The 13708-nt window shown below is 67.0% G+C and carries 9 protein-coding genes; 1 reads left to right on the forward strand and 8 read right to left on the reverse strand.

Going from position 1 to position 13708, the window contains the following annotated elements; genetic code table 11:
* Positions 1-4 precede the first annotated feature (4 nt).
* The 4 genes from KRR38_RS19095 to KRR38_RS19110 form a co-directional block, all read right to left on the reverse strand.
* Positions 5-2491, reverse strand: a complete 2487-nt coding sequence (locus tag KRR38_RS19095; protein ID WP_217404544.1) for a circularly permuted type 2 ATP-grasp protein — start codon at positions 2489-2491, stop codon at positions 5-7.
* On the reverse strand, positions 2481-5852 hold the full coding sequence (locus KRR38_RS19100) for a DUF2126 domain-containing protein (protein WP_217407343.1): 3372 nt from the start codon (positions 5850-5852) through the stop codon (positions 2481-2483). Before KRR38_RS19100 ends, KRR38_RS19095 begins: the two co-directional genes overlap by 11 nt.
* A 116-nt stretch (positions 5853-5968) precedes the next feature.
* Complete coding sequence (locus KRR38_RS19105; protein WP_217404546.1) at positions 5969-6421, reverse strand: hypothetical protein; 453 nt, start codon at positions 6419-6421, stop codon at positions 5969-5971.
* Positions 6422-6683: 262 nt separating this feature from the next.
* The gene (locus KRR38_RS19110) at positions 6684-7568 is read right to left on the reverse strand and encodes a LysR family transcriptional regulator (protein ID WP_217404548.1); all 885 of its coding nucleotides are present in this window, start codon (positions 7566-7568) and stop codon (positions 6684-6686) included.
* 116 nt (positions 7569-7684) lie between these two features.
* Here KRR38_RS19110 and KRR38_RS19115 point away from each other — a divergent pair, with 116 nt between their 5' ends.
* The gene (locus KRR38_RS19115) at positions 7685-8524 is read left to right on the forward strand and encodes an oxidoreductase (RefSeq protein WP_254514873.1); all 840 of its coding nucleotides are present in this window, start codon (positions 7685-7687) and stop codon (positions 8522-8524) included.
* Positions 8525-8744: 220 nt separating this feature from the next.
* On the opposite strand, the gene KRR38_RS19120 is transcribed toward KRR38_RS19115, so the two are convergent.
* The 4 genes from KRR38_RS19120 to KRR38_RS19135 all read right to left on the reverse strand — a co-directional run bounded on the left by KRR38_RS19120 (position 8745) and on the right by KRR38_RS19135 (position 13623).
* Positions 8745-9476, reverse strand: a complete 732-nt coding sequence (locus tag KRR38_RS19120) for a M23 family metallopeptidase (RefSeq protein ID WP_309141087.1) — start codon at positions 9474-9476, stop codon at positions 8745-8747.
* Positions 9477-9632: 156 nt separating this feature from the next.
* Positions 9633-10421, reverse strand: a complete 789-nt coding sequence (locus KRR38_RS19125; RefSeq protein ID WP_254514874.1) for a ferritin-like domain-containing protein — start codon at positions 10419-10421, stop codon at positions 9633-9635.
* 2 nt (positions 10422-10423) lie between these two features.
* A complete protein-coding gene (locus KRR38_RS19130) occupies positions 10424-10900 on the reverse strand; it encodes a peroxiredoxin (RefSeq protein WP_217404550.1) in 477 nt (158 codons plus the stop codon).
* A complete protein-coding gene (locus KRR38_RS19135) occupies positions 10900-13623 on the reverse strand; it encodes a bifunctional [glutamine synthetase] adenylyltransferase/[glutamine synthetase]-adenylyl-L-tyrosine phosphorylase (protein ID WP_217404553.1) in 2724 nt (907 codons plus the stop codon). Before KRR38_RS19135 ends, KRR38_RS19130 begins: the two co-directional genes overlap by 1 nt.
* Positions 13624-13708 lie beyond the last annotated feature (85 nt).

Raw genomic sequence — 13708 nt, forward strand, 5'->3', positions numbered from 1 at the left:
TAGATCATGCCAGCAGACTGCCCTGGGTCGGATCCTCGGGCAGTTCGTAGTGCAGGAAATAACGCTCGGCGATCGCGTCGGACAGCGCCATCAGCCGCGTCTCGGTATCCTGCAGCAGCATGTCGCCGAGCTCACCGACCATCGCGCTGCGCAGCGGCCCGACGAGCGCGCGCGCGGCGAGCAGCGGCGCTTCGGGGACGTTGTCCTCGGTCAGCTGCGGCAGCGCCGCGACGTGTTCCTCGATCTTGCAGAGCTGGAACAGCAGCGAGCGCGGGTTGTCGCCGTCGAGCAGAACGAGGTCGTAGACCGGATCGCGGAGAGGCCCGGTGAGATAGCGCGAACGGTAGATGATCTGGCTGTCGCAGAGGTCGAGCAGCACGCCGAGCGCATCGTCCTGCACTTGCGCCCAGGAAAGCTGGCGCGCGATCCGGCAGATCGACAGCGCGCGTTCGAGCCGGCGGCCGAGGTCGAGGAAGCGCCAGGCCGGGCCGCGCACCATGTTCTCGGCGCTGAGGCCGGAGAGCGCACCGAAGCGCTCGATCAGGTCACGCGCCGATTCCATCATCGCATTGGGTCGGTCGCTGTCGATCCGCGGCATCGGCCGCTTGGCGATGCGCCAGAAATCGCGCGCGAAACGCTCGCGCAGCGACAGCGCAACGGTCTGGCTCTGGCGGATCAGCGCGGCAACGCCGCCGGGCAACTGCGCCTCGACCAAGGCCGCGCCGCAGACGCTGGGGATCGGCTGGCCGGCGGTAGCCTCGGTGATCGCACCCCAGAAGAACAGCAGGCGGACCAGGCTGTGGCGCACTTCGGGATCGCGCGCGTCGCCGCCGTCGACCTCGATCGAGCTGCCGAGGATCGAGCGTATCACGCGCAGGGTCATTTCGGCACGTTCGATATAACGGCCGAACCAGAACAGGTTGTCCGCCGCTTGGCTGGCGAGGATGCCGCCGCCGCGACGGATCGTTGGTATTTCGAGATTGATCGCGGCATTGCCCGGCAGCGGCGTGTCGTCGACCACGCAGACGTCAGCCGACAGCTCGCCCTCGCCCATCAGCGAGGTCAGCAAGTGATCGCTGGTCGAGACGCGCGCGAAGCCGCCGGGCATCACGGTCCATTCGCCATTGGCACCGCGCGCGACGAAAGCGCGCAGGGTAAACGGGCGCGGCACGAGCTGGTCGTCGATCATCGCCGGGGTGGTCGAAAGGTTGACGATCTCCTGACCACAATAGTCCATCGGCCGCCGCCGCATCGCTTCGAGCAGTGCGGCGCGATCCTTCGCGCTCAGCGAAGCGCCGGCCACCGGATCGCGGCCGGGCAGGTTCACCGAGGCCTGGCCGAAGGCGGAACCGATCACCAGCTCGTCCATCCGCTGCTCGACGATGCGCGCCTCGTTCTCCTGCCCGCACCACCAGGTGGCGATATTGGGCAGGATCGGCTCCTCGCCGAGCAGGTTGCGAAACAGCCGCGGCAGGAAGGCGGAGAAAGCGCGCGCTTCGAGCACTTCGACGCCGGGCCAGTTGGCAATCTGCAGCCCGCCGCGCGCCCAGGTGTCGAACAGGTTCGGCACGCCGAGCTCTGACCGCGCGTCGAAGCTCAGCGGATCGAGTGCGTTGGTGTCGATCCAGCGCCAGACTGCATCGATCCGCTTGGGGCCGGCAATGGTGCGGACGTAGAGCTTGTCGCCATCGACGGTGAGATCACGTCCTTCGACCAGTGGCAGGCCAAGATAGCGCGCAAGGTGCGCCTGCTCCGGGTAGGACTGGTTGAACCGGCCCGGCGTGAGCAGAGCGACGCGCGGGCGGGCGCGCTCGCAGTCACGCGCGATGCCCTCCCGCAGGCCCGAGAAGAAACCGGCGACGCGGCGCGTGTGGATGTCGGTCAGTAACGAGCCCGTCGCGCGCGACAGCGCCAGCCGGTTCTCCAGCGCATAGCCGATACCGTTGGCCAGCCTGAGCCGATCGCCGAGCACGCGCCACTGGCCCCGCGGACCGCGCGCGAGATCGACGGCATAGACGTGGATGAGATGCCCGCCGCGCGGCCTGAGGCCAATCATCCGCCGCGCGAAATAGCGGCTGCCGGCAACCACGGCCGCGGGCAGGTGCCCCTGCGCGACGAGGTTCTGCGGGCCGTAGATATCGGCGGCGACCTGTTCGAGCAGTTCCGCGCGCTGGATCAGCCCGCGTTCGACCGTGGCCCATTCCTCGGCGCCGACGATCAGCGGCATCGGCGTCAGCGGCCAGTCGCGCTCGTCCTCGTCGCCGGCGATACGGAAGGTGAGGCCGAGGTCCAGGATCTGCCGTGCGACCTGTTCGTGGATCGCAGAGAAATCCTGGTCGGCGGGGTCCGCGAGCCCGTTCGCCACCTGGTGCCACTTGGCCGCAACGGCATCGCTCGCACCGCGGAACAGATCGCCCGCGGTGGCGTCGGCCGGATAGGCATCGAGCCGGCTGCGTACCGGCGCGGTTCCGCTCTGCGGATCAGCCAGCACGAATCGGGCGACGCAGATCTAGCGACATCGGGAACTCTCCCGCCAATTCCTCGGGCGGCATGGCCTGGGGTCCGGGCGAATGGCCCTGATCCTGGAAGCGCGCCTTGCGCCGCGCTTCTGCCTCGTAACCGTTGATCGGCACGTCATCATAGTTGCGCCCGCCCGGATGCGCCACATGATAGACGCAGCCGCCCAGCGAGCGTCCGTTCCAGGCATCGAGGATGTCGATGGTGAGCGGCGCATGCGCCTTCATCATCGGGTGCAGGCAGTTGGACGGCGCCCAGGCCTTGTAGCGGATGCCGCCGACCCCTTCGCCCGGCGAGGCAGTCGCGGTCATCGGCACGCGGCGGCCGTTGCAGGCGATGATGTGGCGGCCCGAGACGAGACCCGTGGCACGCACCTGCAGTCGCTCGGTCGAGCTGTCGACATAGCGCACGGTGCCGCCGATCGCGCCGGTCTCGCCCAGCACGTTCCACGGCTCGAGCGCGTGGCTGATCTCGAGGCTGACGCCACCGCCTTCGACCGTGCCGTGGACCGGGAAGCGGAACTGGCGCTGCGCCTCAAACCAGACGGGGTCGAAATCGTAGCCTGCGCCGCGCAGGTCGGCGAGGACGTCGAGGAAATTGGCCCAGACGAAATGCGGCAGCATGAAGCGGTCGTGCAGCGCCGTGCCCCAGCGGACCAGCGATCCGTCGAGCGGCTGTTTCCAGAACATCGCCGTCATCGCGCGCAGCAGCAATTGCTGGGCCAGGCTCATCTTGGCGTCAGGCGGCATCTCGAAGCCGCGGAACTCGACGAGGCCGAGCCGTCCGGTCGGCCCGTCGGGCGAGAACAGTTTGTCGATGCAGATCTCGGTGCGGTGGGTGTTGCCCGTCACGTCTACCAGCAGGTTGCGGAACAGACGGTCGACCACCCAGGGCGGTGGTTGCTCCGACCCCGGCCCCGGGACTTGGGCGAGCGCCACTTCGAGCTCGTAGATCAGATCGTGCCGCGCTTCGTCGATCCGCGGGGCCTGGCTGGTCGGGCCGATGAACAGCCCCGAGAAGAAGTAGCTGAGAGCCGGATGCCGCTGCCAGTAGATGACGAAGCTCTTGAGCAGGTCCGGGCGGCGGATGAACGGCGAATCGAGCAGGCTGGGCCCGCCGAGCACTATGTGGTTGCCGCCGCCGGTGCCCGTGGCGCGGCCGTCGACCATGAACTTGTCCGCGGTCAGCCCGATCTCGCGGGCGTTGTCGTAGAGCGTCTCGGTAATCGCCACCGAATCGCGCCAACTCGTCGCCGGATGGATGTTGACCTCGATCACGCCGGGATCAGGAGTGATCTTGAGGACGGTCAACCGCGGATCTGGCGGCGGCGGATAGCCTTCGATCCGCACCGGCGTGCGGTTGACCTCGGCCACGGCCTCGATCGCGGCGATCAACTCGAGATAGTCGTCGAGCGCCTCGACCGGCGGGATGAAGATCGAGAGATAGCCGTCGTGCGGCTCGATCGTCACCGCGGTGCGCACCGCACCTTCGATGATGTGCTGCTCGACGCGCTCCTGCTGGGCGACCTGCGGGCCCTCGACCGCCTCGGAGCGCTGCTCCCTGTCGGGCGTCTCTGCCTCCCGCACTTCGTAGCCGCGCTCGGTCAGCTGGGTGCGGAAGTCGGCGAGCGGCTGGCGCGGCTCGGCCGTGTCGCGCGGGTGGATATAGGGGAAGTCCGAAGGCGGCACGAAAGGCAGCGAGCCCAGCGGCAAGCGGTAGCCGAGCGCCGAATCGCCGGGCACCGCGAACAGGGCGCCGCGGCGGACCTTCCACTGCTCGCTCTTCCAGCGCGGCTGCTGCTTGACCTCGGCATTCCACCGCTGGACCGGCAGGACATAGCCGACCGGCTTGGTCAGCCCGCGCTCGAATGTGCGCATGTAGCGCGCGCGTTCCTCGGGATCGTCGAGCTTGGGATCGGTGGGCGAGGTGTTTGCCGGAAGCTCGGCTTCCTTGACGATCCAGCTGACCGCGTCCTCGTAGACCGGCTGGACGAATTCGGGCTCGACGCCGAGATATTGCGCGGTCTCGATCAGGAAGCTGCCGGCCAGCGCCTGGTCGATCTTCGGCGCGGCTTTCTTTTCCTCGGGGAACAGCTCGCCCGCGATCAGCGAGGGATCGCGCCAGATCGGCACCCCATCCCCACGCCAATAGATCGAATAGCCCCAGCGCGGCAGGCTTTCGCCCGGGTACCATTTGCCCTGGCCGTGGTGGAGCAGCGAGCCGGGCGCGAAATTCTCGCGCAGCATGCGGATCAGCTTGTCGGCATAGGCGGCCTTGGTCGGGCCGACGGCGGCGCTGTTCCATTCGGGCGCTTCGAAATCGCCGTCGGCGATGAAAGTCGGCTCGCCGCCCATCGTCAGCCGGACGTCGCCGGCGTTCAAGTCGGCATCGACCCGGTCGCCGAGATCGAGCAGCGCCTGCCAGCGCGCATCGGTGAACGGCTTGGTGATACGTACCGCCTCGGCGATACGGCTGACGCTCATCGCAAAATCGAAATCGACCTCCGCCGGTTCGGCCAGGCCCTCGATCGGCGTCGCCGAGCGGTAGTGCGGCGTCGCGGCGAGCGGGATGTGGCCCTCGCCCGCGAACATGCCCGATGTCGCGTCGAGCGCGATCCAGCCGGCGCCGGGGACATAGGCTTCGGCCCAGGCGTGGAGGTCGGTAACGTCCTGCTCGACCCCCTTGGGCCCGTCGACCGGGATCACGTCGGCGACGAGCTGGATCGAATAGCCCGAGACGAAACGCGCGGCGAAGCCCAGCCGGCGCAGCAGCTGGACGAGCAGCCAGGCCGAATCGCGGCAAGACCCGGTGCCCGCCGCCAAGGTCTCCTCGGGCGTCATCACCCCGGTTTCCATGCGGATAACGTAGTCGATCCGCTGCTGGAGCCGGCGGTTGATGTCGACGAGGAAATCGACCGTGCGTCCCGCATGGCCGGCATGTTCCGCGACCAGAGCCTCGAACAGCGGACCTTGCGGCTCGGTGTCGAAATAGGCCGCAAGGTCGGCCTCCATGATCGGGCTGTAGGCGAACGGGTATTCCTCGGCCTCCGGCTCGACGAAGAAGTCGAACGGATTGATCACCGCCATCTCGGCCAGCAGGTCGACCTCGATCGAGAAGTGGTCGACCGGATCGGGAAAGACGATCCGCGCCTGCCAGGAGCCGTGCGGATCCTGCTGCCAGTTGAGGAAGTGGTTCGCGGGGCTGATCTTTAGCGAATAGTTGGGCACCGCGGTGCGGCTGTGCGGCGCGGGCCGAAGCCGGATTATCTGAGGGCCGAGCCTTATCGGGCGGCTGTAGCGGTAGCGCGTGAGGTGGTGGAGCGCGGCCTTGATCATGCCGCGGAGTGTGCGGCAATCCATGTTGCGCTGCAACACGGAAGTTCGGTTGCCGTTGGAGGGACTCCCGGCCGGCGCGGAGGCCAGGGTGGAGCCCCTCCGTTAGCTTCCAGGAGTTAGAGGGGCGGGTTCTGGCAGCTCGCCGCCACGGGGCGCGTGGGGAAAATCGCCGCCTCGTCCATCATTCGGCCGAGAGCGGAGAGTGCGCCGATGAGGTCTCCGATCGAATCCTCCTCGACGAGCAGCCCCAGCGTGTCGCGTAGCGCCTCGGGGCGCGAATCGCGCAGCGAGCAGACGAGACTGAGGATCAGCGCCTCGTGCTCCGAGACGTGGTTGCAGGCGAGCGCGCAGAACTGGAACGTCTCCAGCCCGTTGCGGTTGAACAGCGTCATCATGCGCAGGAAGGGCTGCAATCCGGCGATCATGTTCCACCGCGCGAAGGCATTGCCCAGCGCAGAGCCGGGGCACTGGCGGTCGCCCATGGCCTTGACCCAACTGCGCATCGACCAGACCATGAAGCGCCCGCCATGATCGAGGCTGGTGACCGGACGGTCGAGGAAGTCGTACATTTCGGGCTCTCCCTATGTGATCGAGCAGATTGATTCTCTCCAGAAGCCAGTTGGACACTATTCCTCTTGCAAATGCAAATGATTCGCAATAACTAGATGTGGTCAGCGGGTGGGACCCCATGTTCACCCCGTTGCCTTGGGTCGTTTTGACCTTTTCTCCCTCCCCAACTTCAACCGGGGCCGCGCATTTCCCGTGCGGCCCCGGTCTTTTGTTCACATCGCCATCATCTTCGTTGCATGCGTTGGTGCAGCTGCCGGTCGCCTATACGCGTAGCGCTTCGATCACCGCGCGCAGACCGGCCGAAATGTATTTGCGCGCAGGGTAGTAGAGATAGAGCCACTCTTCGGGCGCGCGCCACGGCACCAGGCATTCGATGAGTCTGCCGTTTTCGATGTGCGGCCGAGCGCGGTCTTCCCAGACGTAGGCCAGAGCATGACCCGACAGCGCGGCAGTCACCATGAGTTCGTGATCGTCGAGCGAGAGAGGGCCCGAAGGCTCGAACTGCGTCGTCTTGCCGGCACGGACGAATTCCCAAGGATAGGCCGTGCCGTTCGGATAGATATTGCGAATGCAGACGTGATCCTCAAGCTCTGCGGGCGTGCGCGGCTGGGGTTGGCGCTCGAAGTAGGTCGGGGATCCGACGACGATCAGCCGCGCGCTGGGCCGGATTCTGACCGCGGTCATGCCCTCGCGCAGGCTTTCGCCGAGCCGGATGCCGGCATCGAAGCCTTCGGCAACGATATCGACGAGGCGGTCGGTCGCGACGATCTCGAGCTCAAGATTCGGGTTTCGCTCGAGCAGGGGCGCCATGACCGGCCCGAAGACGAACAAGGCCGCCGAACTGGGCACGTTGATCCGCACTTTGCCGAAGGGCGTGTCGCGGAACCGGTTTAGCGCGTCGAGCGCAGAGCCGATCTCGCCGAACGCCGGCGAAAGCTGGGCCAACAGCATTGCGCCGGCATCGGTGAGCGAGACGCTGCGCGTCGTGCGGTTGAGCAGGCGGATGCCGACGCGAGCTTCGAGGTTGCTGACGGCATGGCTGATGGCCGAGGCGGTAACACCGCGTTCCTCGCTCGCCCGACGGAAGCTGCGATGACGCGCCACAGCGTCGAAGGCCGCCAGTTCGGAAAGGTCGGTCGTGCGCATAGATGAATTTCACTCATCTGTGAGAGGAAAACTATCGCGCTAATCGGAAGAATAGAAAAGCGGCAATTTACTCCTCGCGAGCCGGCATTGGGCCGGACCCGACAAGGAGACTGATCATGACCATGAAGACCTGGTTCATCACCGGCGCATCGCGGGGTTTCGGCGCGCTGGTGACCGAACGTGCGCTGGCCAAGGGCGATGCCGTCGTCGCCACGGCACGCAATCCGCAGGCGATCGCCGATCGCTTCGGCACGCACCCCAATCTCCTCGCCGTCGTGCTCGACGTGACCGACGAGGCCCAGGCCGGGGTGGCCGCGCGCGCCGCGATCGACCGGTTCGGCCGGATCGACGTGCTGCTCAACAATGCCGGCTTTGGCTTGCTGGGGGCGGTCGAGGAAGCGAGCGCGGCCGAGGTCGAGGCGATCTATCGCACCAACGTGTTCGGCCTGCTCAACGTCACCCGCGCCGTGCTGCCGCACATGCGCGCGGCGCGTTCGGGACGGGTGCTCAACGTATCGTCGATCGGCGGCTATCGCAGCGGGGCGGGCTTTGGTGTCTACTGTTCGACCAAGTTCGCGGTCGAGGGGCTGAGCGAAGCGCTGCATGAAGAACTCGCGCCGCTTGGCGTGCATGTGACCGTGGTAGAGCCGGGATTTTTCCGCACAGATTTCCTCGACTCGCAGTCTCTCTCGGTCAGTCCCGCAATCATCGGCGACTATGCGACAACGGCAGGCCAGGTCCGTGAGATAGCGAGCGGGCTGAACCATCAGCAGCCGGGCGATCCGGCCAAACTGGCAGAGGTATTGATCGCTTTCGTGGACGCACCGAACCCGCCGGTACGACTGCCGCTCGGCAGCGATACCGTGGCGGCGATCGAAGCCAAACAGGTTTCGGACACTGCCATAGTGGAACAGTGGCGCGCAGTCGCGGTATCGACGGATTTCGCCTCGGAATGAAAACTGCCCCGGAGCGGAGTTCGCTCTGCTCCGGGCCCCTGAGGCTGGCCAATGCCGAAGGCATGACTGCTTGCGTCCACCGCACCAACAAAAAAGGCGGCACCGAAGCGCCGCCCTTGTTGCATCCTCCTCAAACTACCCTTTTGTTCTACCCTGTTTGTTTTTTTGGGCTGGGTTTGGCTTTGTCGCCCGGTAGCCTCGAAGCTCCGGGCAAAATCTCTTAGTAGCTGGCGACCTGCATGTAGGGGACCGGGTTCACGGCCTCACCGGCGATGCGGACTTCGTAGTGCAGGTGCGGGCCGGTCGAGCGGCCGGTCGTGCCGACGTAGCCGATAATGTCACCCTTGTGGACTTCCTGGCCGGCCGCGACGTTCAGGCGCGACATGTGGCCATAGCGGGTCTCGATGTTACCGCCGTGCTCAAGCGCGACATAGAGGCCGTAGGAGCTGAACCAGTCGGCGCGGCTGACGATGCCGTCGGCCGTGGCGTGGATCGGCGTGCCGACCGGCGCGGGCAGGTCCACGCCCTTGTGCATGCGGCGACCGCCGAGCACGGGGTGAACGCGCATGCCGAAGTCGCTCGACATGTGGAACCCTTCGACCGGGACCCGCGAAGGGATCGATGCGCCCGAGCGGCGGAACGGATTACCGGTGAAAGCGATCAGGGGGGCGACGCCCGAGGGACGCGAAGAAGCGGCGAGGTTGGCGGCTTCGGAAACGGCTGCAAGCGGAGCCTGCTGCTTCTCGATGGCCTGCCAGCTGGAGAACAGCGAGCGGAACTGCTCTTCACCGCCGGTGGCCGGCTTTGCGGCCTGGGCTGCGCGCAGCGGCGCGGCGATGTCGGCGTTGGCACTGCTGTTGGCCAGTGCGGGGTTGGCGCTGAACACCGCTGCTGCGGCAATGAGCGAACCCGTGAATGCACGTACCGTCGCGATAAAACCGTTAACGACCACTCAAAATACCTTGTCTCGATCGGTAAGGTTTGCACGGGGCAAACCGCCGAGTACGACCATGTTCTGTCTCGGCAGCAGGGCCGCCGAGCCTGTTTTTTGGAGATGGTCGGAACCCCCCGCCAACTCGCAGCTTGGTTGTAGACAGGCAAAACTTACCTACGCAACCGCAGCATAGAGAGTCCGCGGTAAACCGGCTGCCGCACGCGCTGAGTCGTTGAACGGTGGCTTCGGAGTGCCCCGATAGTGGCGTTTTACCAGCGAATTCCACAGGTTTTCGACCGTTTCGCCGCGTCGATCGCAGGCTGCGGCGAAATGATTTGCGCCGAAACGAACGTGGCGAATCTCATCGTCAAGGATTCGTTCGAGCAGTCTGACGCCAGCTTCGTCACCCGTCGCACGCACCCGCGAAATCGTTAACGGGGTGACGTCCAGCGCGCGCGCTTCGAGCACCATCGGCACCACGGCTAGCCGCGCTGCGGCATCGTGCCGCGTCTCGTAAGCGGCGTCCCACAGGCCATCGTGAGCGGGCAGCGCACCATAATGGCTGCCGAGCGCTTTGAGCTTCCGTTCGAGCAGGGCGAAATGCATCGCCTCGTCGGCCGCGACCGAGAGAAAGTCGTCGACACAGCCCCGCCCCAGTTCGGCACCGAACCGCCCGACGAGGTCGAGCGCCAGATCGATCGCGACGAATTCGATATGCGCGATCGCATGCCACAGCGCGATCCGGCCGCGTTCCGACCCGCCCTTGCCGCGCTTGGGCATGCGGTTGGGCGGCAGCAGTTCGGGCGCGGCGAGGCGCGCCGGGCGATCGGGCATCGTGACGTCAAAGGCATAGGCCAGCCGCCCCAGCCGCCAGTCGCGCGCGACCTTGCGCGCCGCCATCGCCTTGGCGCGCGGGTCGCCGGTCAGCAGCGCGGCGTGGATGGCTTGTGCAACGCTGGGCAAAATCAGAGCGCTTTCGCCGCCTCCAGCACCTGGGCCGCGTGGTCTTTGACCTTCACCTTGTCCCAGACGCGGGCGATCTTGCCGTCGGCGCCGACGAGGTAGGTCGTGCGGACCATGCCCATATAGGTGCGGCCGTAGTTCTGCTTCTCGGTCCAGATGCCGAGCGCATCGGACAGGCCGCCGTTTTCGGCATCGCTGGCAAGCGGCGCGACGAGGCCGTGCTTCTCGGCGAACTTCTGGTGCTTCTTCGGCGGATCCTTGCTGACCCCGAGCAGCGCAACGCCGGCCTTGTCGAATTCGGGCGCGAGGCGCGAGAAGTCGATGTTCTCGGTGGTGCAGCCCGGAGTGTCGTCCTTGGGATAGAAGAAAACGACCAGCTTCTTCCCCTTGAAGTCCGACGGCTTCACCTGGCCGCCATCGGGCGTTTCGAGCGCGACATCGGGCAGGGCGTCGCCGACACCGGGACGGGTAGAGCTCATCAGGCTATCTCCAGTTCTTCGCCGAACAGGTCTTGCCAGACCGCGGCGACCGCGCCGCGTGCCTGGGCCAGGCTGGCCAGCACGGCATCCCAATCGCTGCATCCGCAGGCCTTGGCAAGCACGCTTCGTGCTGCGGACGGTGGTTCCCGCGCATCTGGCGCCAGCAGGCGTGCGGTGATCAGCAGGCGCGCCAGCGTCCCGTGCGCAGCGATCATTGCCTCGGGCAACAGCCCTTCGGCGATCAGAATGGGAATCGCCTCGCCGAGCCGCGGGATCAGCGCCTTGCCCTCTCTGAGTTGCAGATAGTGGACGATGAATTCGACATCGACGAGCCCGCCGCGCGACAGCTTGACGTCAAGCAGGCCCTTGCCCGGCTTGTGCTGCGCCATGGTCGCGCGCATTTCCAGCACGTCCGCCCGCAACTTCGCCGCATCGCGCGGCGCCTTCAGGACTTCGCTGACTATGCCGCAAAGCGCGTCGCGCGCCTCTGCCGAACCGTAGAGGGGCCGGGCACGGCACAGCGCCATGTGCTCCCAGGTCCAGGCCTGCTCCTTCTGGTAGCGCTCGAATGAGTCGAAGCTGACCGCGAGCGGCCCCTGGTCGCCCGAAGGCCGCAGCCGGGTATCGACCTCGTAGAGAGCGCCTTCCGCGGTCGGCACGCTCAGCGCACCAGTCACGCGCTGGCACAGGCGGTTGTAATAGGCGGTGGCGGCAAGCGGGCGGCGTCCGTCCGATTCGGCTTCGAAATCGCCGGTGAACAGATAGACCAGGTCGAGGTCAGAGGCGTGGGTCAGCGCGCCGCCGCCCATGCGGCCGAGACCGAGGATGACGAGTTCGCTGGCAGCGATGCGGCCGTGGCTGCGCTCGAACTCGGCCAGGGCCGCATCAGTCAGCACCCGAATCGCAGCTTCGGCGACGCGCGCAAGGGCAGCGGAGATCTCGAGCGGATCGGTCGCGCCTTCGATCAATTGGACGCCGAGAGCAAAACGCTTCTCACCGACGCGGCGGCGGACACGGTCGAGCACGCGCTCGTAGTCGTCGTCGCACTCGCCGCAGGCGAAGTCCGCAACCAGCGCCTCGACGTCGCCGGGCAGGGCGAAAGCGCTGGCGTCGATCAGCGGGTCGAGCAGGTCGGTGCGGCGCGCGAGCTCGTCAGCCAGCGGCGGGGCGAGGCTGAGAATGCGCGCGAGCAGTTGCACGAGCGCCGGCCGCGCTTCGAGCAGGTTGAACAGGTTGATCGCCGTCGGCAGGTTCGCCAGCAGCTGTTCCCAGCGCAGGAAGGCACGCTCGGGCTCGGGCGCGGCGGCGAGTGCGGCGAGCAGGGCCGGCTGGATCGCATCGAAGGCCATACGCGCGGCCTCGCTGCGCAGCGCGCGCATCTTGCCCGATCGCCAGCCGTCGATGCGCTGGGCCAGCTCGTCGGCGTCGGCGAAGCCCAGTCGCGCGAGTTCCTCGGTCAGCGGTTTGCTGCCGACGGGCAGGACATTCCCGCCGAGACTCCCGCCGTTCCCGCCACCATTCCCGCTTGCTGCGATCAGCGCGTCGTAGCGCTCGCCGACCGCCTGGGTGATGCGGGTGATCTCGCTCAGGAGTGCATCGCTGTCGGGCAGGCCCTCAAGCTTCGCCACGCCCTCGATGGCCGCCCATTCGCTCGGCAAAGCATGCGTCTGCTGGTCGGCGACCATCTGCAGCCGGTGTTCGAGCGTGCGCAGCCGGTCGTAGCTGTCGCCAAGGAGCTGCGCATCGTCGGCGGGAATGATTCCCGCCGCAGCCAAAGCATCGAGCGTGGCGCGCGTGCCGCGCAGCCGCAGCGCTGGATTGCGCCCGCCATGGATCAACTGGTGCGTCTGGGCATAGAATTCGATCTCGCGGATCCCGCCCCGGCCCTTCTTCAGATCGAAGTTCGGCCCTACGGTCCAGGCTTGGCGGGTGTTCGAGCGGATCTGCGACGTCAGCCGGCCGATCTCGGCGATCGCGCCGAAGTCCAGGCTCTTGCGCCAGACGAAAGGCCGGATCGCCGCGAGGAAGGCTTCACCCGCTCCAATATCACCCGCGCACGCGCGCGCGCGAATGAAGGCCGCGCGTTCCCAGGCGAGCGCCGAGCTTTCGTAATGGGTCAGCGCCGCCTCGATCGGAATCGCCAGCGGGCTGACTTCGGACGCCGGCCGCAAGCGCAGGTCGACGCGGAAGACATAGCCGTCGCCCGTCACCCGGCCGAGAGTCTCGACGACGGCACGTGCGACGCGGTCCGCCGCCTCGCCCGGCTCGTCGCGCTCGCGACGGGGGAGCAGCGCGGGATCATAGAGCAGGATCGGATCGATGTCCGAGCTGTAGTTGAGCTCGCAGGCGCCGTGCTTGCCGAGCGCCAGCGCGATGAAGCCGGCGGGCTCGGCATCGGGCACGCGGCGGCGGATGGCCTCGGCGATGGCTGCGTCCATCGCGCGGTCGGCGAACAGCGAGAGTTCGCCGGTGACTCGCGCCACGGGGAAGGCGCCCGCCAGGTCGCCGATCGCCAACGCCAATGCCAATGCCAGCCGCTCGCGCCGCAGCGCCACGCCGACCTCCTCCACGCCCTCGCCCTGTCGCGTGGCCCAGGCCAGCGCTGCCTTGCCCTCGCCAGCCGCCAGCAGCGCGACGAGATCGGGCAGCCGGTCCATCGCGCGCGAAAGGAAAGGCGCATGGGCTTCGGCGCGGGCTAGGGCTCCTGTCCAGTCGGCAGTCATGACCTCTGACTGCCCGCACACGGCGCGCAGAGCAAGCTGCCTTGTCGCCTGCCGCACGCTCACCTAAAGCCGCCTTGCCTGCCCC

The organism is Novosphingobium sp. G106, from assembly GCF_019075875.1.
In the GTDB taxonomy this organism is placed as follows: domain Bacteria; phylum Pseudomonadota; class Alphaproteobacteria; order Sphingomonadales; family Sphingomonadaceae; genus Novosphingobium.

What these genes read in the sequence shown, in the direction of transcription:
- KRR38_RS19100 (WP_217407343.1), bottom strand. Translation starts at nt 5,852, where the DNA reads ATGATCAAGGCCGCGCTCCACCACCTCACGCGCTACCGCTACAGCCGC.
- KRR38_RS19105 (WP_217404546.1), bottom strand. Translation starts at nt 6,421, where the DNA reads ATGTACGACTTCCTCGACCGTCCGGTCACCAGCCTCGATCATGGCGGG.
- KRR38_RS19110 (WP_217404548.1), bottom strand. Translation starts at nt 7,568, where the DNA reads ATGCGCACGACCGACCTTTCCGAACTGGCGGCCTTCGACGCTGTGGCG.
- KRR38_RS19115 (WP_254514873.1), top strand. Translation starts at nt 7,685, where the DNA reads ATGACCATGAAGACCTGGTTCATCACCGGCGCATCGCGGGGTTTCGGC.
- KRR38_RS19130 (WP_217404550.1), bottom strand. Translation starts at nt 10,900, where the DNA reads ATGAGCTCTACCCGTCCCGGTGTCGGCGACGCCCTGCCCGATGTCGCG.
- KRR38_RS19135 (WP_217404553.1), bottom strand. Translation starts at nt 13,623, where the DNA reads ATGACTGCCGACTGGACAGGAGCCCTAGCCCGCGCCGAAGCCCATGCG.